This window comes from Mesorhizobium sp. B2-4-3, from assembly GCF_006442815.1.
In the GTDB taxonomy this organism is placed as follows: Bacteria; Pseudomonadota; Alphaproteobacteria; order Rhizobiales; family Rhizobiaceae; genus Mesorhizobium.
Genome location: NZ_VFVL01000003.1, coordinates 84,036 through 102,652 on the forward strand (window position 1 = coordinate 84,036; position 18,617 = coordinate 102,652).

At 64.3% G+C, this 18,617-nt stretch carries 20 protein-coding genes; 16 read left to right on the forward strand and 4 right to left on the reverse strand.

All coding sequences use genetic code 11. The features are described from left to right. Positions 1-237: 237 nt before the first annotated feature. Positions 238-984: a phosphonate metabolism transcriptional regulator PhnF gene (phnF, locus tag FJ956_RS04475; RefSeq protein WP_140674051.1), complete on the reverse strand. Its 747-nt coding sequence runs from the start codon at positions 982-984 to the stop codon at positions 238-240. A gap of 139 nt (positions 985-1,123) precedes the next feature. On the opposite strand from phnF, the gene phnG reads away from it, so the two are divergent. The 13 genes from phnG (at position 1,124) to phnE (FJ956_RS04540) (ending at position 11,898) form a co-directional block, all read left to right on the forward strand. Next, positions 1,124-1,585 (forward strand): phosphonate C-P lyase system protein PhnG, encoded by a 462-nt coding sequence (gene phnG, locus FJ956_RS04480; RefSeq protein WP_140674049.1) that lies wholly within the window; start codon positions 1,124-1,126, stop codon positions 1,583-1,585. Continuing rightward, a complete protein-coding gene (gene phnH, locus FJ956_RS04485; RefSeq protein ID WP_140674047.1) occupies positions 1,585-2,196 on the forward strand; it encodes a phosphonate C-P lyase system protein PhnH in 612 nt (203 codons plus the stop codon). Before phnG ends, phnH begins: the two co-directional genes overlap by 1 nt. Position 2,197: 1 nt before the next feature. Continuing rightward, a complete protein-coding gene (locus tag FJ956_RS04490) occupies positions 2,198-3,310 on the forward strand; it encodes a carbon-phosphorus lyase complex subunit PhnI (protein WP_140674045.1) in 1,113 nt (370 codons plus the stop codon). After that, complete coding sequence (locus FJ956_RS04495; protein WP_140674043.1) at positions 3,307-3,558, forward strand: hypothetical protein; 252 nt, start codon at positions 3,307-3,309, stop codon at positions 3,556-3,558. Before FJ956_RS04490 ends, FJ956_RS04495 begins: the two co-directional genes overlap by 4 nt. Before the next feature lie 5 nt (positions 3,559-3,563). Continuing rightward, a complete protein-coding gene (locus FJ956_RS04500) occupies positions 3,564-4,463 on the forward strand; it encodes an alpha-D-ribose 1-methylphosphonate 5-phosphate C-P-lyase PhnJ (protein WP_140674041.1) in 900 nt (299 codons plus the stop codon). After that, positions 4,460-5,236 carry a phosphonate C-P lyase system protein PhnK gene (gene phnK, locus FJ956_RS04505; RefSeq protein WP_140674039.1) on the forward strand — a complete coding sequence of 259 codons (777 nt, stop codon included), beginning with the start codon at positions 4,460-4,462 and terminating at the stop codon, positions 5,234-5,236. Before FJ956_RS04500 ends, phnK begins: the two co-directional genes overlap by 4 nt. Before the next feature lie 2 nt (positions 5,237-5,238). Next, positions 5,239-5,946: a phosphonate C-P lyase system protein PhnL gene (gene phnL / locus FJ956_RS04510; protein ID WP_140674037.1), complete on the forward strand. Its 708-nt coding sequence runs from the start codon at positions 5,239-5,241 to the stop codon at positions 5,944-5,946. After that, the gene (locus FJ956_RS04515) at positions 5,943-6,557 is read left to right on the forward strand and encodes a DapH/DapD/GlmU-related protein (protein ID WP_140674035.1); all 615 of its coding nucleotides are present in this window, start codon (positions 5,943-5,945) and stop codon (positions 6,555-6,557) included. The genes phnL and FJ956_RS04515 overlap by 4 nt, the downstream gene beginning before the upstream one ends. Before the next feature lie 120 nt (positions 6,558-6,677). Further along, complete coding sequence (locus FJ956_RS04520) at positions 6,678-7,388, forward strand: DUF1868 domain-containing protein (protein ID WP_140674033.1); 711 nt, start codon at positions 6,678-6,680, stop codon at positions 7,386-7,388. A 116-nt stretch (positions 7,389-7,504) separates the two neighbouring features. Beyond that, a complete protein-coding gene (phnC, locus tag FJ956_RS04525) occupies positions 7,505-8,362 on the forward strand; it encodes a phosphonate ABC transporter ATP-binding protein (RefSeq protein ID WP_140674031.1) in 858 nt (285 codons plus the stop codon). Between the two features lie 141 nt (positions 8,363-8,503). Then, positions 8,504-9,412, forward strand: coding sequence for a phosphonate ABC transporter substrate-binding protein (gene phnD, locus FJ956_RS04530; RefSeq protein ID WP_140674029.1), 909 nt, complete (start codon positions 8,504-8,506; stop codon positions 9,410-9,412). 166 nt (positions 9,413-9,578) lie between these two features. Next, on the forward strand, positions 9,579-10,532 hold the full coding sequence (phnE, locus tag FJ956_RS04535) for a phosphonate ABC transporter, permease protein PhnE (RefSeq protein WP_140674026.1): 954 nt from the start codon (positions 9,579-9,581) through the stop codon (positions 10,530-10,532). A 1-nt stretch (position 10,533) separates the two neighbouring features. Next, on the forward strand, positions 10,534-11,898 hold the full coding sequence (gene phnE, locus FJ956_RS04540; protein ID WP_140674024.1) for a phosphonate ABC transporter, permease protein PhnE: 1,365 nt from the start codon (positions 10,534-10,536) through the stop codon (positions 11,896-11,898). Positions 11,899-11,963: 65 nt separating this feature from the next. On the opposite strand, the gene FJ956_RS04545 is transcribed toward phnE (FJ956_RS04540), so the two are convergent. From FJ956_RS04545 to FJ956_RS04555, 3 genes are all read right to left on the reverse strand, one after another. Continuing rightward, positions 11,964-12,815 carry a sugar phosphate isomerase/epimerase gene (locus tag FJ956_RS04545; protein WP_140674022.1) on the reverse strand — a complete coding sequence of 284 codons (852 nt, stop codon included), beginning with the start codon at positions 12,813-12,815 and terminating at the stop codon, positions 11,964-11,966. A gap of 167 nt (positions 12,816-12,982) precedes the next feature. Then, on the reverse strand, positions 12,983-14,170 hold the full coding sequence (locus FJ956_RS04550; protein ID WP_140674020.1) for a Gfo/Idh/MocA family oxidoreductase: 1,188 nt from the start codon (positions 14,168-14,170) through the stop codon (positions 12,983-12,985). Between the two features lie 145 nt (positions 14,171-14,315). Beyond that, the gene (locus tag FJ956_RS04555) at positions 14,316-15,371 is read right to left on the reverse strand and encodes a sugar phosphate isomerase/epimerase (RefSeq protein WP_140674018.1); all 1,056 of its coding nucleotides are present in this window, start codon (positions 15,369-15,371) and stop codon (positions 14,316-14,318) included. Between the two features lie 400 nt (positions 15,372-15,771). Here FJ956_RS04555 and FJ956_RS04560 point away from each other — a divergent pair, with 400 nt between their 5' ends. The 3 genes from FJ956_RS04560 to FJ956_RS04570 are packed head-to-tail and all read left to right on the forward strand — an operon-like array spanning position 15,772 to position 18,605. Then, positions 15,772-16,659: a sugar phosphate isomerase/epimerase gene (locus tag FJ956_RS04560; protein WP_140674016.1), complete on the forward strand. Its 888-nt coding sequence runs from the start codon at positions 15,772-15,774 to the stop codon at positions 16,657-16,659. A 57-nt stretch (positions 16,660-16,716) separates the two neighbouring features. Next, positions 16,717-17,886: a mandelate racemase/muconate lactonizing enzyme family protein gene (locus FJ956_RS04565; protein ID WP_140674014.1), complete on the forward strand. Its 1,170-nt coding sequence runs from the start codon at positions 16,717-16,719 to the stop codon at positions 17,884-17,886. A gap of 2 nt (positions 17,887-17,888) precedes the next feature. Beyond that, positions 17,889-18,605 (forward strand): FadR/GntR family transcriptional regulator, encoded by a 717-nt coding sequence (locus FJ956_RS04570; protein WP_140674012.1) that lies wholly within the window; start codon positions 17,889-17,891, stop codon positions 18,603-18,605. Positions 18,606-18,617 lie beyond the last annotated feature (12 nt).

Sequence of the window (18,617 nt, forward strand, 5' to 3'; positions counted from 1 at the left end):
TTGCGATTAGCCGCAGCGCTTGTTCCTTCGTCATCCACGGGCGGAGCAAGGAGCGAAGCGACGCGCGCAGACCCGAGGATCCATTCCGTGAAGTTGAGGCGTTGCCACGATGCAGAATTCTGCTCCGCAGCACCCTACGATTAAAGTCACGGAATGGATCCTCGGGTCTACGCTCCGCTTCGCGTCGCTCCGCCCGTGGATGACGACCGTCTGGGGTTATCGCCTGCGAATGAAGACCTAATCGCCGGCCAAGAGCCTGAGCTCCACCCGTTCCGCCGGAAAGCGCGACTCCGCGAACTGGATCGGCTGGCCGTCGAGCGTGACATTCACCGCGACGGTGACCAGCACGATGGCGCCAGGCTGCAAATCGAGGGCGGCAAGGTCGTCAGCGTCGGCGTGCCGTGCCGACAGCACGGTCGATTGCCGCAGATAATCGTTGATGCCGAAGCGCTTGAGCGATGCGGTGATCGATCCCGTTTCCGCCATTGCCGCCTCGATGCCGGCGAAGCGTTTGGCGTCGAACCAGGTCGTCGCCCGCGACACCGCATGACCGTCGGCCTCGCCGCGCGTCTCCAGGCGGATGACGGCCGCGCCCTTGGCGATGCCCAGCGCCTCGGCGATGCGCCGGCCGGCCGGCTCGGTGGACGACGACAAGAGCGCAATATGCCGCTCGCTCGTCTGCCCCTGCAGCCCGGTCGAGAAGCGCGTGCGCGCGCCGATCGGATAGGACAGCCGCTTGCGCGACAAGACGAAGGTGCCGCGTCCCTGCTCGGCCTTCAGCACGCCTTCCTGCACAAGCGCTGCAATGGCGCTGCGCACCGTGTGGCGGTTGACGCCGTAGCGTTCCGCCAACGCGACTTCAGGCGGCAGCGCGGCATTCTCGGCGAAATCGCCATTGGCGATCGCCTGCAGGATCCGATCGGCGATCTGCCGCCACAGCGATACCCCGTTACGTCTCTCGATGCTGCTTGCCAGCCCGGTCATTTCCCCGCCCCCAACGTCCTCACCCCAACTTTTGCACCCGCTGTCATCCACCCGTCATGGACTCCCGTTACGAAGTGAGTATAATTTGTATAGTTGTCTATATCAATAGACAAATTTATGCATGTAACGGAGCGATGCCATGCGAGGACAGGAAGCGCGCGAGCAGGCCGGGCGGAAGGCCTTGATGGCGACGCTGGCGCATGCCGCGGCCGACGAGATCGCCCGACTGTGGAACGAAGCGGGCCTGCCTTCCGAGGCCGAGCTTTTGCGTGGCCCCGAAACCGGACTGGTGACGGTGCGCGGGCGGATCGGCGGCGGCGGCGCGCCGTTCAATGTCGGCGAGGCGACGGTCACCCGCGCCACGGTGCGGCTGCCATCCGGCCAGGTCGGCCATTCCTATGCGCTCGGCCGCGACAAGGGCAAGGCCAGGCTCACGGCGATCGCCGACGCGCTCTGGCAGGACCCGGCGCATCGCGAGGCGGTCGAGACGAAGCTCGCGGCGCCCTTGCGTGCGGCGCTCGATGCGGCGCGCGAGACAAAGCGTGTCGAGACGGCGGCCACGAAAGTGGATTTCTTCACCATGGTGCGCGGAGAGGACTGATGGACATCGCCACGCAATCGATCGACGGCGGCTTCACCGAGCCGGTTTTCGACGCGCAGACCGTCTTCCGCGCCATCATGGACGCGATGGCGCGCCCCGGCACCGTCCAGGACCTGCCGCAGATCGCCCGCCCGCCGGCGCCTTTGTCGGCGACGGCAGGTGCCGTGGCGCTGGCGCTCTGCGACAACGATACGCCAATCTGGCTCGATCCGCCCTTGCAGGCGGACGCCTCGGTCAAGGCCTGGCTCGGCTTCCACACCGGCGCGCCCTTGGCCAACACCCCGGCCGACGCGCATTTCGCCTTGATCGCCAATCCCAGGGAGATGGCGGCGCTCGACGGTTTTGCGCAGGGCACGCAAGAATATCCCGATCGCTCGACGACGCTGATCCTCTTGGTCGACGACCTCGCCTCAGGCCCCTCGCTGCTGCTCGAAGGTCCTGGGATCGAAAAGACGTCGATGATCGCGCCCCCAGGCATGCCGCGCCATTTCGTCGAGCAGTGGAAGCAGAACAACCAGCGTTTCCCGCGCGGCGTCGACATCATCCTGGCCGCGCCCGGCAGCCTCGCCTGCCTGCCGCGCACCACCCGCATCAAATCGATGGAGGCATGACATGTATGTCGCGGTGAAAGGCGGCGAAGCCGCCATTGCCAATGCGCACCGCCTGCTTGCCGACCGCCGCCGCGGCGACCGATCGGTGCCGGCGCTGCGCCTCGACCAGATCGTCGAGCAGCTGGCGCTCGGCGTCGACCGGGTGATGAGCGAAGGCTCGCTCTATGACCGCGAGCTTGCGGCTCTCGCCGTCGTCCAGGCGCGCGGCGATATGATCGAGGCGATCTTCCTGGTGCGCGCCTACCGCACCACGTTGCCGCGCTTCGGCTACACCAATCCGGTCGATACCGGCGCGATGCGGCTCGAGCGGCGCGTCTCGGCCACCTACAAGGACCTGCCCGGCGGCCAGGTGCTCGGCCCGACCTTCGACTATACCCACCGCCTGCTCGATCCCGAGCTTGCCGCCGGCGCCGAGGTCGAGACGCCGGCGCAGCGCCCGGTCGAGCCGGAGGCCATGCCGCGTGTTTCGGCGATCCTTGCCCACGAAGGCCTGATCGAGGCCGACGGCGAAATGCCGCTGGACCACGTGCCCGGCGACATCACGCGCGAGCCGCTGGAATTCCCGATGGCGCGCGACATCCGCCTGCAGGCGCTGTCGCGCGGCGACGAAGGCTTTTTGCTGGCGCTCGGCTATTCGACGCAGCGCGGCTATGCCCGCAATCACCCCTTTGTCGGCGAGATACGTATCGGGGAGGTCGAGCTTGAACTCGACGTGCCGGAGCTGCCCTTCGCCGTGCCGCTCGGCTCGATCCGCGTCACCGAATGCCAGATGGTCAACCAGTTCAAGGGCTCGGCCAAGGCGCCGCCGCAGTTCACCCGCGGCTACGGCCTGGTCTTCGGCCAGAGCGAGCGCAAGGCGATGGCGATGGCGCTATGCGACCGGGCGCTACGCGCGAGCGAGCTTGGCGAGGATGTCGTCGCCGCCGCGCAAGACGAGGAGTTCGTTATCTCGCATTCCGACAATGTGCAGGCGACCGGCTTCGTCGAGCATCTGAAGCTGCCGCATTATGTCGACTTCCAGGCCGAACTCGGCCTAGTTCGCCGCATGCGCGCCGAATACGAAGCCCGTGAAAATCCCGGCAAGTCGGAAGAGAAGCGGGAGGCTGCCGAATGATTTCAGCCATCTCCGCCAGCGCTGTAGTGGCCACTATGCGCCTCGTTGAACCCTTTGCTGCCAGTAATAGTCTCACCGCTCGCACTTTCTTTTGGCACGGGCAGAAACATGCGCCGAAGGAAAAAGACGGCGGCGCCAACAAATACCGGCAGCAGAATTCCGAGATGTATCCAACCGGTTTGGGTCATCCGGTTTCGCCCTTGTTTCCGAGTCTTGGACGCGAATTCAATAGCACAGAGCGGACGTGATCGCCATGACCGACATCGCCACCTACAACTTCGCCTATCTCGACGAGCAGACCAAGCGGATGATCCGCCGCGCCATCCTCAAGGGCATCGCCATCCCCGGCTACCAGGTGCCTTTCGCCTCGCGCGAGATGCCGATGCCTTACGGCTGGGGCACCGGCGGCGTGCAAGTCACCGCCTCGATCATCGGCCCCGACGATGTGCTCAAGGTCATCGACCAGGGCGCCGACGACACCACTAATGCCGTGTCGATCCGCGCCTTCTTCAAGAAAGTCGCCAACGTCGCCGTCACCACCGAGACGGCGAAGGCAACGATCATCCAGACCCGCCACCGCATCCCCGAGCATCCGCTCAACGCGGACCAGGTGCTGGTCTTCCAGGTGCCGATCCCCGAGCCGCTGCGCTTCCTCGAGCCGCGCGAGACCGAAACGCGCAAAATGCATGCGCTGGAGGAATACGGCCTCATGCATGTGAAGCTCTACGAGGACATCGCCAGGCATGGCCGCATCGCCACCACCTACGCCTATCCGGTGAAGGTCGAGGGCCGTTACGTGATGGATCCTTCGCCGACGCCCAAATTCGACAATCCGAAGATGCACCGCTCGCCGGCTTTGCAGTTGTTCGGCGCCGGCCGCGAGAAGCGCATTTATGCGGTGCCGCCCTTCACCGACGTCGTCAGCCTCGACTTCGAGGACCATCCCTTCGAGGTGCAGACCTTCGACCAGCCTTGCGCGCTGTGCGGCGCCGGGAATGTCTATCTCGACGAAGTCATCCTCGACGACCATGGCGGCCACATGTTCGTCTGCTCGGACACCGACCATTGCGAGAAGCGCCGCGCCGATGGCCATCACGGCCACCTTGCGCCGGAAACCCATCTCGCCCTTGAAGCAAAGGAGCCGGCAGAATGACCGACGAACCGTTGCTGCGCGTTTCAGCGCTGTCCAAATTCTACGGCTCGCGCGTCGGCTGCGAGAACGTCACCTTCGACCTCTGGCCGGGCGAGGTTCTGGCGGTGGTCGGCGAGTCCGGCTCCGGCAAGACGACGCTGCTCAACTGCCTGTCGACCAGGCTGCTGCCCTCGTCCGGCACTGCGAGCTACCGCATGCGCGACGGCCAGTGGCGCGAGCTCTACCGCATGAGCGAGGCCGAGCGTCGCTTCCTGATGCGCACCGACTGGGGTTTTGTTCACCAGAACCCGGCGGACGGGCTGCGCATGACCGTGTCGGCCGGCGCCAATGTCGGCGAGCGGCTGATGGCGGTCGGCGACCGCCACTACGGCAGGATCCGCGCCACCGCCGTCGATTGGCTGTCGCGCGTCGAGATCGACGAGGACCGCATCGACGACGAGCCGCGCGCCTTTTCCGGCGGCATGCGCCAGCGCCTGCAGATCGCCCGCAACCTGGTAACCAGCCCGCGCCTCGTCTTCATGGACGAGCCGACCGGCGGCCTCGATGTCTCGGTGCAGGCGCGCCTGCTCGACCTGTTGCGCGGGCTGGTCACCGACCTCGGGCTGGCGGCGATCGTCGTCACCCACGACCTCGCCGTGGCGCGGCTTCTGTCGCAGCGCATGATGGTGATGAAGGATGGCCGCGTCGTCGAAAGCGGCCTCACCGACCGCGTGCTCGACGATCCGCGCGCGCCCTACACCCAGTTGCTTGTTTCTTCGATTTTGCAGGTGTGAACATGGCCACTCCTCTCGTTGTCTCGGACGTCGCCAAAAGCTTCACCATGCATCTGCGCGACGGTATCACGCTGCCGGTGGTGGCGGGTGTCTCCTTCTCGATCCGCGCTGGCGAATGCGCCGTGCTGGGCGGCCCGTCAGGTGCGGGAAAAAGCTCGATCCTGAAGATGCTCTACGGCAACTACGCCGTCGATGAAGGCCAGATCATCGTCCAGCATGGCAGCGGGTTGATCGACCTCGCCTCCGCCAGCCCGCGCACCGTGCTTTCCGTGCGCCGCCATACCATCGGCTATGTCAGCCAGTTCCTGCGCACCGTGCCGCGTGTCTCCGCGCTCGACGTCGTCGCCGAGCCTTTGGTCGAGCGAGGCGAGGACAGGGAAAGCGCGCGGACGAGAGCGCGTGCCCTGTTGGCGCAACTCAACCTGCCCGAAAAGCTCTGGGCGCTGCCGCCCGCGACCTTCTCGGGCGGCGAGCAGCAGCGCGTCAACATCGCGCGCGGCTTCATCACCGAGCATCCGATCCTGCTGCTCGACGAGCCGACCGCTTCGCTCGACGCGAAGAACCGCGATGTCGTGGTCGAGCTTATCGCCGCCAAGAAGGCGGCAGGCGTTGCGCTGCTCGGCATCTTCCACGACGTCGATGTGCGTGAGGCTGTCGCCGACCGCGTCATCGACGTCACCGCCTTCGCCGCCGGAAAGATCGCCGCATGAAAAAGCTTTCGGAGGCGCCGCTGATCCATCCGACGGCGCAGGTCGAAAACTCGACGCTCGGCCGCTGGACCGAGATCGCCGAGCGCAGCCGCGTCGCCGAATGCGAGCTCGGCGACTATTCCTACATGATGCAGGACTGCGCCGTGTGGTGCGCGACCATCGGCAAGTTCTCCAACATCGCGGCGAGCGTGCGCATCAACGCCACCAACCATCCGACCTGGCGGCCGACGCTGCATCATTTCACCTATCGCGCCTCCGACTATTGGGACGATGCCGAGCATGAAAGCGCGTTCTTCGCCGAGCGCCGCGCCAAACGCGTCACGATCGGCCACGACACCTGGCTCGGCCATGGCTCGACCATCCTGCCCGGCGTCACCGTCGGTGACGGCGCGGCGGTCGGCGCGGGCGCCGTGGTGTCGAAGGACGTCGCGCCCTACACCATCGTCGGCGGCGTGCCGGCCAAGCCGATCCGCGAACGCTTCGACCGCCGCACCGCCGAGCGGTACCAGGCTTTAGCCTGGTGGGACTGGGATCATGCCCGGTTGCGCGCCGCGCTCGACGATTTCCGCGAGCTGGAGGCCGAGGCGTTTTTGGAGAAGCATGGCGGTTGATGTTCGTGAATGGTCAATGGTCAATAGTGAATGGCAACGAAGCCCTTCTTTCTCACCATTCACCATTCACACCGTTGACACATGACTCGGACAGGACGCCATCTCCCCAAGGAGATCGCCATGCTCGACAAAGTCAGACCCTCGCTCGCAGGATTCTTCGAAGGCACCAATCCCAAGTCGCCGACACATCTTGGCACGCGTTACGATGCGGCAGGCAATTTCCTGCTTGAACACGGCAACACGGTGGTCTGCCACCTCGTTGAAGGATCACCCTCCGAAGCTGCGATCATCGAAGCGCGCAAGCGCATGCTGGCCATGCCCGACGCGGACCGCCTCGCCTTCACGCCGATCTCCAGCCTGCACATGACGCTCTTCCAGGGCATCATCGAATACCGGCGCCGGCTCCCCTACTGGCCCTCCGACGTGCCGCTCGACACCGGCATCGACGACATGACGCGTCTCTATCTCGAGCGGTTGCAGCGCTTTGAACCTTGCCCTCCCTTCCGCATCAGGGCCATCAGCGTCACGCCGAACGGCCTTACGGTCGCCGGCGCTTCCAACGAGGATGAGCGCATCCTGCGCCTGTGGCGCGACGCCCTTTCAGTGCCGTTCGGCTACCGCCATCCCGACCACGACGTGTATGTCTTCCACATCACCTTCGCCTACCAGATCCGCCGCCTCGCCGACGAGCGCGCCGGCGCCTGGCAGGAATTGTTCGACGACTGCCTGTCGTTCCTCGAGCGCGAGGCTCCGGTGATCGAGCTCGGGCCGCCGGCCTTCTGCAGCTTCAAGGACATGAAGCATTTCGAGGAATTGCTGGTGCTTGGTTGAACCTCCAAGCCTGTGGGACGTAACAAAACTGACATCAATCCGACACCCCAGCTTCATCGGCCTGCGCTAGCGAAGGTTAACAGACCTGCAAAAGCGCAACGGACTGGAGTTTTGGTATGTCAGCATCATCGGCCACGCTCGAAATCCGCGGCGTAACCCGACGATTTGGCAAGAACACCGCTGTCAGCGACATCAACATCTCGATCCCGCGCGGCCAGATGGTCGGCATCATCGGCCGTTCCGGCGCCGGCAAGTCGACGCTTTTGCGCATGATCAATCGTCTCATCGATCCGAGCCAAGGGTCGATTTTTTTTGAGGGCGCGGAGGTTTCCAGCCTGCAAGGCTCGCCGCTGCGCCGCTGGCAGCGCGACTGCGCCATGATCTTCCAGCAGTTCAACCTCGTGCCGCGCCTCGACGTGCTGACCAATGTGCTGCTCGGCCGCCTCAACCACCGCTCGACGGTTTCCAACCTGCTTGGCATGTTCACGCGCACCGAATGCGCCGAGGCCGTGGCCGCGCTCGAGCGCCTCGACATCGCCCGCACCGCGCTGCAGCCGGCCGGCACGCTGTCCGGCGGCCAGCAGCAGCGTGTGGCGATCGCCCGCGCCATGATGCAGCAACCGAAAGTGCTTCTGGCCGACGAGCCGATCGCCTCGCTCGACCCGCTCAACGCCAAGGTGGTGATGGATTCGCTGCGCGACATCAATCTGCGCGAAGGCATCACCGTCGTCACCAACCTGCACACGCTGGACACCGCGCGCGCCTATTGCAACCGCATCATCGGCATGGCCTCCGGAAAGGTCGTCTTCGATGGCGCACCGGAAGACCTCGACCGCGACGCCGTGCGCACGGTCTACGGCGCCGATGCCAGCGGCGCCGAGATCTCCGAAGCCATCACGTCGACCAGCGTGACCATCAAGCCGAAGATCACCGCATCCGCCGGACCGCTCGAACCAGCCTTCCCTGGCTACTGAGTCCACCGTCCCGGCGCCAGCCGGTGCCGGCAAATCGTGGACTTCAGCAGAGCAACCCGGATCGCCCGCCAGCGTCAAAGGCAAGACTTGAAAAATCAGAACGCCGCCGGCGCGCAGCCGGAGCAACAGGAGAGAGACAAAATGTTCAGGAAGATGGTTTTTGGGGCGGTTTCGCTGCTCGCCATGGCGGCAAGCGCCGCGCACGCCGCTGACATCAAGGAATTCCGCGTCGGCATCCTCGGCGGCGAGAACGAGACCGACCGCCTGCGCAACTACCAGTGCCTCGCCGATCACCTGAAGTCGGAATTCGGCTTCGAGAAGGTGTCGCTGTTCCCGGCCGCCGACTATGATGGCGTCATCCAGGGCCTGCTCGGCGGCACGCTCGACTTCGCCGAGCTCGGCGCCTCCGGTTACGCCAGCGTCTATATCAAGGACCCGAAGGCGGTCACGCCGATCCTCACCACCAAGCAGACCGACGGCTCGACCGGCTATTACTCGATCGGCCTGGCGCTGAAGACCTCGGGGATCACCGACATCAAGTCGGCCAAGGGCAAGAAGCTCGGCTATGCCGATCCGGACTCGACCTCCGGCTATCTGATCCCGCTGACCCAGATTCCGAAGGACACCGGCGCGTCCAACGAAACCTACTTCGCCTCGACCCAGTTCAACGGCGGCCACGAGAACAACGTGCTGGCCGTGCGCGACGGCAAGGTCGACGTGGCGGTGGACGATTCCTCAGGCATCGGCGACTTCAAGAACGGCTACACCTCCGGCACCTTCCACAAGGAAGTCGCCAAGGGCGCTGTCGACCCGAACGACTTCGTCGAAGTGTGGCGCTCGGGCCTGATCCCGAACGGCCCGCTGGTTGTCCGCACCGCGCTTGGCGACGACATGACCGCCAAGCTCACCGCTTTCTTCACCGCGCTGCCGGCCAAGGACAAGGCCTGCTTCGAAGGCGTCGAAGGTGGCGATTTCACTGGCTATGTCCCGGTGAAGCCTGATTTCTACAGCGTCATCGTCGAAGCCCGCAAAGCCGCTATCGGCGGCTGACGGCAAGATCAGAAAGGGCGGCGGCTTCCTCTAAAGCGACGTGCGTCCAGTTGGACGCACAAAGTACGCTTTAGCACTTTGAATGGCCGCATCGGCTTTTTCCGAAGATCGGGATTTCGATTTTCGGGCCGATGCGGCGACGCCGCCCTTTTTGCATGTCCCGATCATGACATCAGCGACACTCCATTCCGACGCCACCCGCCGGCAAGCCGACGCCTGGCGGCGCCAGACCTCGCTGCGCCGCTTCTACACCGCGCTCGGCGTCGGCCTGCTGCTTGTCGCCATGTGCGCCACCATGTGGTTCGCCGACGAAGCCAATGCCGGGCATTTCTTCGACCGGCTGCCGCACATCCTCGATTTCCTGAGCTGGCTGGTCCCGAAGGACTGGAGCGACGTCTGGCGGGCCCTGTTCGACATCGCCTCGCCCAACGACAAGGGCACGCAGGAGTTCAACTTCCCGCTCGGCCGCGTCTATGTCTGGGGTGGCTTCTACATCCCCGAATATTTCGAGCTGATGCTGACCACGGTGAACGTGGCGCTGGTCTCGACCTTCATCGGCTTCGTCTTCGCGGTGCCCTTCTCCTTCATCGCCGCGCGCAACCTGACGCCGAGCCCGGTCCTGCGGCTCTTCGTCAAGCGCTTCATGGAATTGCTGCGCGCCTTCCCCGAAATCGTCATTGCCGGCCTGTTCGCGGCCATCGTCTCGATCGGGCCTGTCGCCGCCATCATCGCCATCGGCCTGCATTCGATCGGCGCGCTGGGCAAGCTGTTCTATGAGATCAACGAGAACATCGACATGCGCCCGGAAGAGGGCCTGCGCGCCGTCGGTGCCAACTGGTTCGAGCGCGTGCGTTTCGCCGACCTGCCGCAGGTGCTGCCCAATTTCATGTCCTACACGCTGCTTCGGATCGAGATCAACGTGCGCATCTCGACCATCATGGGCGCGGTCGGCGGCGGCGGTATCGGCGAGGAATTGAAGCTTTCGATCTCGCGCGGCTTCGGCGCCAAGACGCTGGCGCTGGTGCTGCTGCTCTTCATCACCATTTTCCTCGTCGACCAGTTCTCCGCCTGGCTGCGCCGCAAGCTTGTCGGCGAGCAAGCATTTTTGATGAGCGCTTGATATGGCTATGACCGCCGACGAACTAAGCGCCATCGAAAGCCGCCACCCGCAGGTGTTCCAGCGGCCGGCCTACAAGCGCTTTTGGCCACTGCTGCTGATCGCGGGCACGGTGCTCTACCTCGCCTACGCCCTCTGGTTCTTCAGCCTGCCGCAGGTGCTGCGCGAGTCGCACTGGGAACGCCTGCCGCTCTTCCTGTCGCAATGGATCAGCTACGACCTGCAGCCGGAATTCCGTCTCGACCAGCCTGAGATCACGCCCAAATATCCGCGCTTCTCGGCGCTCGGCGAGCATCCTGATCCCGACTGGGTGATCAAGAATCCGGACGGCACCTTCACCGTACTGATCGACGGTCGGGACAAGTCCGTCACCTTCGACAAGACCAGGGCAACGATCGTCGCCAACGGCCAGACGGTGCCGGTGTCGCTTACCGGCGGCAAGCCAGAGGTGACGGGTCCGGTGCCTGACTGGGTGACCGTCCATGACGACGAGATCGTCGCCAAGATGGGCTTCGCCGGCGAGGTGCGCGTCACCGTCGACCGCGTCAAGGTTCGCAAGCGCTTCCTCGGCTGGGCCAATTTCGTCTTCGACACGCGCTCGCCCTTCTTCGGCAAATCGGCCGGCGAGGTCATCTCGCTGATCGTCTCCGGGCCTGAGCTTCAGCCCGGCACTTCGAACCTCGCCTTGGCCGCCGACAACATCTGGAACAACGCGCAGTGGCAGCACGGCGACGTTTGGACGAAACTCCTGCAGACCATCGTCATGGCGTTTCTCGGCACGCTGCTCGGCGGTATCGTCGCCTTCCCGCTCGCCTTCTTCGCCGCCCGCAACATCACGCCGAGCGGCCTGCTCAGCCAGGTGCTGAAACGCTTCTTCGATTTCATGCGCTCGGTCGACATGCTGATCTGGGCGCTGTTCTTCACCCGCGCCTTCGGCCCCGGGCCGCTGGCCGGCAGTGCCGCGATCTTCTTCACCGAGATCGGCACATTGGGCAAAACCTATTCCGAAGCGCTCGAGAACATCGACGACAAGCCGCGCGAAGGCGTGCTCTCGACCGGCGCCAACGGCCTGCTCGTGCAGCGCTACGGCGTGATGCCGGAAGTGGTGCCGGTCTTTATCAGCCAGACGCTCTACCAGTGGGAATCCAACACCCGCGGCGCCACCATCATCGGCGCCGTCGGCGCCGGCGGCATCGGCCTGAAACTATGGGAAGCGATGCGCACCAACTCGAACTGGGCCAACGTCTTCTACATGGTGCTGCTGACGCTGCTCGTCGTCTTCATCTTCGACAACATCTCGAACTTCCTGCGCCGAAGGCTGAGCCGCACGCTGCATGATTACAACAGGCTGCAGGCGGCGCAGGGGTAATCTTGCTGTGCTGAACCGGCGAGAGGGGGGCGCGAAGGATCGCCAACGCTCGTTAGGCGGCGCGCCTAAGCCGCCTTTTTCCACCCATCCCTGATATGCCGATACCCCTCGCGATAAACCGCCTCTGGGCTCTCCGCGAAATCGCGCCACACCTTCGTCGCCGCAGCAAGATCCTTGAGCGAGCGCCCGAACGACTCGATGGTCAGCCAGTCGTCATAGCCGCTCTTGCGGATGGCGGAGAACGTCTCCTTCCAGGGGATGTTGCCGCGCCCGGGCACGCCGCGGTCGTTCTCCGAAATATGGACATGGACGATATTTTTGCGATTGCGCGTGTAGGCGCCGATCGGATCGGCCTCCTCGATATTGGCGTGGAACGTGTCGTACATCGCCTTGATATGCGGCTGGTCGATCGCGTCGATATGCTCCGACAGGTCGGCCATGGTGTTGACGAGATAGCATTCGAAGCGGTTGAGCGCTTCGAGCCCGATGGTCACGCTCTTCTTGCCGGCATGGTCGCCGATGGCGCGCTGCGAGGCGACCGAGCGCTTCTTCTCGGCCGCCGTCGGGCCACTGCCGGAAAAGGCGCCGAGCGTCGAATGCAGGGGCCCGCTGAGGGTATCCGCGCCGAGCGCGGCACTGCAGTCGATCGCCCATTTCATATAATCGACGCCGGCCTTGCGGGTCGCCGCATCTGGCGAGATTAGGTTCATCGCCGGATCGCCCATCGCCGAGACCGCGGTGCGCTCCAGGCCGATGCGGTCGAGCATCTCGCCGAGCCTTTTGTAGTCGTCGGGCGCCCCGGCAAAGACCGGTATCTCGACGCCATCGAAGCCGGTCGCCTTGATGTCCCTCAGCAGCGCCTCGTGCTTCTTCGAGACGCTGGTCGTCCACAAGAACATGCACATGCCGATCTTCATCGACACCCCTCCCCATCACCTTCGATTAGGGGTGATGAGATTCAGGTCAGGCCGAGTCGAGAACCGTGGCTTCCGAGAACCGGAGCGGAGCGTACTTTAAGTACGTGAGCACCGGAAGCGCAGGAAGCCGCCGTTCGCAGACCGGCCTCACCTGAATATCGGCACCCCTAAAGCTTCGTCCACGCCCCGTTTTTCTTCGACGACTTCACGCAGGCCTCGATGAAGGCCATGCCCTCGACGCCGTCCGCGATCGTCGGGAAGACGACATCCTTGGCCGGCTTGCCGCCTTTCCTGCGCGCCGCGCGGATGGCCCGTGCGGCCTCCTGGTAGATATTGGCAAAACCTTCGAGATAGCCCTCCGGATGGCCGGACGGCACGCGGCTGACGCGGGCCGCGACCGGCATCGCGCCGGCGCCGGCCCGGGTGAGCAACTGCTTCGGCTGGCCGAACGGCGTGTACCAGAGATAGTTCGGGTCGGCCTGCACCCATTCCAGCCCGCCCTTGGAGCCATAGATGCGCAGCTTCAGCCCGTTCTCGTGGCCGGGCGCCACCTGGCTTGCCCAGATCATGCCCTTGGCCGGATGCCTGTTGCCGACCGGCTTGAAGCGCAGCATGACATTGACATTGTCGTCGAGCTGGCGCCCAGGCACGAAGGCGTCGAGATCGGCTGAGAGCGTATCGAGCTCCAGCCCGGACACGAAGCGGGCAAGATTATAGGCATGCGTGCCGATGTCGCCCAGCGCGCCGCCGGCGCCGGCCTGCTTGGGATCGGAGCGCCACGAGGCCTGCTTCTGGCCTGTGGCGGCGAGGTCTTCGGTCAGCCAGTCCTGCGGATATTCCGACTGCACGATGCGGATGTCGCCGAGCTGGCCCTTGGCCACCATCTCGCGCGCCTGCCGGATCATCGGGTAGGCGGTGTAGTTGTGGGTCAGCACGAACACCTTGCCGGTCTTCTCGACCAGGGCGGCAAGCTTCTTCGCCTCGGCCAGCGACGTCGCCAGCGGCTTGTCGCAGATGACATGGATGCCGGCCTCGAGGAAGGCTTTGGCCGCCGGCACATGCACGTTGTTGGGCGTGACGATCGCCACGGCCTCGATGCCGTCTGGACGCTTGGCCTCGGCCTTGGCCATCTCGGCATAGGAGCTGTAGCTGCGCGCCGGATCGAGTCCGAGTTCTTCGGCCGATGCCTTCGCCCGCGCCGGATCCGACGACAGCGCGCCGGCCACCAGCACGAAGTCGTTGTCCATGCGCGCCGCGATGCGGTGCACCGCGCCGATGAAGGCACCCTGCCCGCCGCCGACCATGCCATAGCGGATCGGGCCGCCTCCCGCTTCCGACTTCGATGCGCCGACCATTTCTTGTCCTCTCTTTAGCTCCTCACCCTCCCCCTTGCGGGAAGGGTCGACGCGCGGCGTCGGAGTGGGGGTATAAGAGTCCGCTGCGACTTGGGATTCAACCCCACCCGGACCCGCGGCCGAACCTCCTCAAGGGAGCTGCGGGTCAAATCCCCATCATCGCCCGCAGCAGCTTTTTATCGGTCGTGCCGGCGGCGAAATCATCGAAGGCCTTCTCGGTCACCCGGATGATGTGGTGCTGGATAAAAGGCGCGCCTTCGGCGGCCCCGTCCTCGGGATGTTTCAGGCAGCATTCCCATTCCAGCACCGCCCAGGAATCGTAATTGTACTGCGTAAGCTTGGAGAAGATGCCGCTGAAATCCACCTGCCCGTCGCCAAGCGAGCGGAAGCGGCCTGCCCGGTTCACCCAGCCCTGGTAGCCGGAATAGACGCCTTGCCGTCCGGTCGGGTTGAACTCGGCGTCCTTGACGTGGAACGCCTTGATCCGCTCGTGGTAGATGTCGATGAACTCGAGATAGTCGAGTTGCTGCAACAGGAAGTGCGACGGATCGTAGTTGATGTTGCAGCGCTTGTGTCCACCGACCGCGTCGAGGAACATCTCGAAGGTAGCGCCGTCGAACACGTCCTCCGAGGGATGGATCTCGTAGCCGACATCGACCCCGTTGTCCTCGTAGACATCGAGGATCGGCTTCCAGCGTTTGCCGAGTTCGCCGAAGGCTTCCTCGATGAGGCCGGCCGGGCGCTGCGGGAAGGGGTAAAGGTAAGGAAAAGCCAGCGAGCCGGTGAATGAGACCGAGGCGTTCAGCCCGAGATTGCGCGATGCCTTGGCGCCGAACTCCATCTGCTCGACGGCCCATTTCTGCCGCGCCTTGGGATTGTTGTGGACCGAAGGCGGAGCAAAGCCATCCATCTGCGCGTCATAGGCTGGATGCACCGCCACCAGTTGCCCCTGCAGATGCGTCGACAGTTCGGTGATCTCGACGTCGGCGTCGGCGCAGATGCCTTTCACCTCGTCGCAATAGGCCTTCGACGACGCCGCCTTCTTGAGGTCGAACAGGCGCCCGTCCCAGGTCGGGATCTGCACGCCCTTGTAGCCCAGGCCGGCCGCCCATTTGGTGATCGAAGCCAGGGAATTGAACGGCGCGGCATCGCCCGCGAACTGCGCCAGAAACAGGCCGGGACCCTTCATCGTCGTCGGCATCGGCATCCTCCCTCATTGTTTTCGCGACCAAGCATAGCGCCGATTGAAGTGAGGGCCAGCCTGTTTGGTCAATACTGTCGGCGTCCATGCGTTGCGCCATTCTGGTATTACCAAATCTCGTAATTCGGTCAAGCGGCCGAAATCGACGAAGACGCGGCTGACTTTCAAACGGATGAGCAAAATTCCCTTGTGAAATCAGCCTATTGACGAGATGATTTGGCTTCCCCTACCCACTTCTTGCTGTGCATTAAAATTTGCTGTAGAGGTCATGGCAGACCCAATTGGTCGAACCAGTTTGGAGGAAAATGCTGGCAACGCCTTGGGGAGGAATCATGCGGCCGCCTCTGTCGGAGGCGTCGCGGGGTAAAATGTGACAGGCGAATTCTGGGAAGGATAGACCATGCATCTTTCGACGCACAATTGGATGCGGGCGGAGCCGCTGGAGGTGACGCTCAAGCGCATCAAGAAATTCGGCTATGAATCGATCGAGATTTCCGGCGAGCCCGAGCAGTACAAGACCAACGAGACGCGTGCGCTGCTCAAGGAGCACGGCATCCGCTGCTGGGGTTCGGTGACGCTGATGCTGGGCGAGCGCAACCTTGCCGCCAGGGACCAGGGCCAGCGCGAGCGCTCGGTTCAATATGTCAAGGACGTGCTCACCATGGTGAGCGAGCTCGACGGCGAGATCATCACGCTGGTGCCCGCGACCGTCGGCAAGGTCGTGCCGGACGGCACCGAGGCGGAGGAATGGGGCTGGGTGGTCGACGCCACGCGCGAGTGTTTCACCCATGCCAAGAAGGTCGGCGTCAGGATCGCCGTCGAGCCGCTCAACCGCTTCGAGACCTATCTCTTCAACCGCGGCGCCCAGGCGCTGGCGCTTGCCGATGCGGTGAGCCCCGAATGCGGCGTCTGCCTCGACGCCTACCATATCCACATGGAGGAATTTAACGTCTATGACGCGATCCGGCAGGTCGGCAAGCGCCTGTTCGATTTCCATGTCGCCGACAACAACCGCTTCGCTGCCGGCCTTGGCCAGATCGACTGGCCGAAGATCGTGCGCACGCTGAAGGAAGTCGGCTATGACGGCGCGCTGACCAACGAGTTCGTCGCGCCCGTCGACCGCACGCCGGCGGCGCCTTATCCGGAGATGGTCGAGCGCAATCCGGTCGACATCTCGCCCGAGCAGCTCAAGTTCATCCAGGACCACGGCTCCAGCGTGCTTACGGAAAAATTCTACACCGACCAGATGCGCATCACCGCCGAAACGCTGCTGCCACTGATCAAGTAGGCCTCCGATTGAAACCTATCCCTTCCACCCGGCGGGCGGAGGGGCCGAAGGGAAAACATGCGCATCAAAAGCGTCCAGGCCTGGTGGGTTCGTATCCCGATCGAAGTCGCGAAGCAGCATCGCAGCGACTTCGGCCAGGTGACGACGTTCGACGCCGCCATTCTGCGCATCGAGACCGATGACGGCCTGGTCGGCTGGGGCGAGGGCAAGAACGCCGCCGGCAGCGCCGGCAGCTATGGCGCGCTCGTCCATCTGCTCAACCACGAGATCGGCCCGCAGCTCATCGGTTGCGATCCGGCCGACATCGGCATCATCTGGGAAATGCTCTACAACGGCGTTCGGCATGAGACGGCGGCGCATGCCGGCCATGCCATGCCGCAGCTGGCCCGGCGCGGCATGAGCGTGGCGGCGATCAGCGCCGTCGACATCGCGCTCTGGGACATCCTCGGCAAGTCGCTGGGGCAGCCGGTGTGGCGGCTGCTCGGCGGCCGCAAGGTCGAGCGCATGCAGGCCTATGCCTCGGGCGGCTGGGCCTCTGCCGACGCGATCGGCGAGCAGTTGAAATCCTATATCGCCAAGGGCGGCTTCAAGGCGCTGAAGATGCGCGTCGGCGCCATGGACGGCGCCCCGCATGTCTCGGCCGCGCGCGTGCGCGCCGCAAGGCAGGCGATCGGGCCCGATATCGAGCTGATGGTCGACGCGCACGGCACCTACACCGTCGCCGAGGCCAAGCGCTTCATCAAGCTGACCGCCGATCTCGACCTTGCCTGGTTCGAGGAACCGGTGATCGCCGACGACAAGGCGGGCATGGCCGAAGTGCGTGCCTCGGGCGCGACGCCGATTGCCACCGGCGAAAGCGAGGCGACGCGCTACGCCTTCCGCGATCTGGCGGTGCTGAAATCGGCCGACATCTTCCAGCCGGATCCCGCCTTCTGCGGCGGCATCAGCGAGGCGATGAAGATCGGCACCATCGCCAGCGCCTTCAACCTGCGCTTCGCGCCGCATCTATGGGCCGGCGCACCCTGCTTCTTTGCCGGGCTGCATGTCTGTGCCGCCTCGCCCGCCAGCTTCATCATCGAATATTCGCTCGGCGCCAATCCGATGATCCACGACCTTGTCGAGGAGACTGTCGAAGCGAAGGACGGTATGATAGCGATCCCTGAAAAGCCGGGATTGGGTTTCACCATCTCCGAGCGACTCCTGGAGGCGCACGCGCAACGTATTTGACGATGAAAGAAAAGAACCTTCTCGCGGAACTTGCCGCCTACCTCTTCGCCAACTCGGACAAGGAGTCCGGCCGCACGCCCTCGGAGCGCGAGCTGGCGGAACATTTCGGCGTCAGCCGCGGCCAGATCCGCGAAGCGTTGGCCATCCTGGAAGCCATGCGCATCGTCGAGCGACGCGCCAAGTCCGGCATCTATATCGACACCAAGCAGGCGAGCGTGGAAGCGTTGGCGCTTTTCGCCCGCGCGGGCCTGCCGCTCGATCCGGTGCAGATCTACGAGACCGTAGAGTTGCGCAAGATCCACGAGATCAAGGCGGCCGAGCTTGCCTGCTCGCGCGCCACCGAGGAGAACTTCGAACGCCTGCGCGAGATCCTGAAGGCTTCGGAAGAGCGCATCGCCGCCGGCGAAGGCCTCGCCAAGGAGGATCGCGAGTTCCACCTCGAGATCGTGCGCGCGACCAAGAACAGCGTCTTCCACAACATCTGCAGCGTCTATTACCTGATGGGCGAGCAGCGCCTGCCGATCTATTTCAACGATCCCGAACGCAGCGTGCGCTCGCATGCCGAGCATATCCAGATCTACGAGGCGCTGCTGCGCCGCGACGGCAACCTCGCCCAGGCCCTGATGAATGCCCATTTGCAGGGCGCCGAAAGCTACTGGAAGGGGATCATCGAAGGCCTCGGAACGGAACCGAAAAGCGCGGCGCTCGAAAAGGCCTAGAGCATTTTGCAG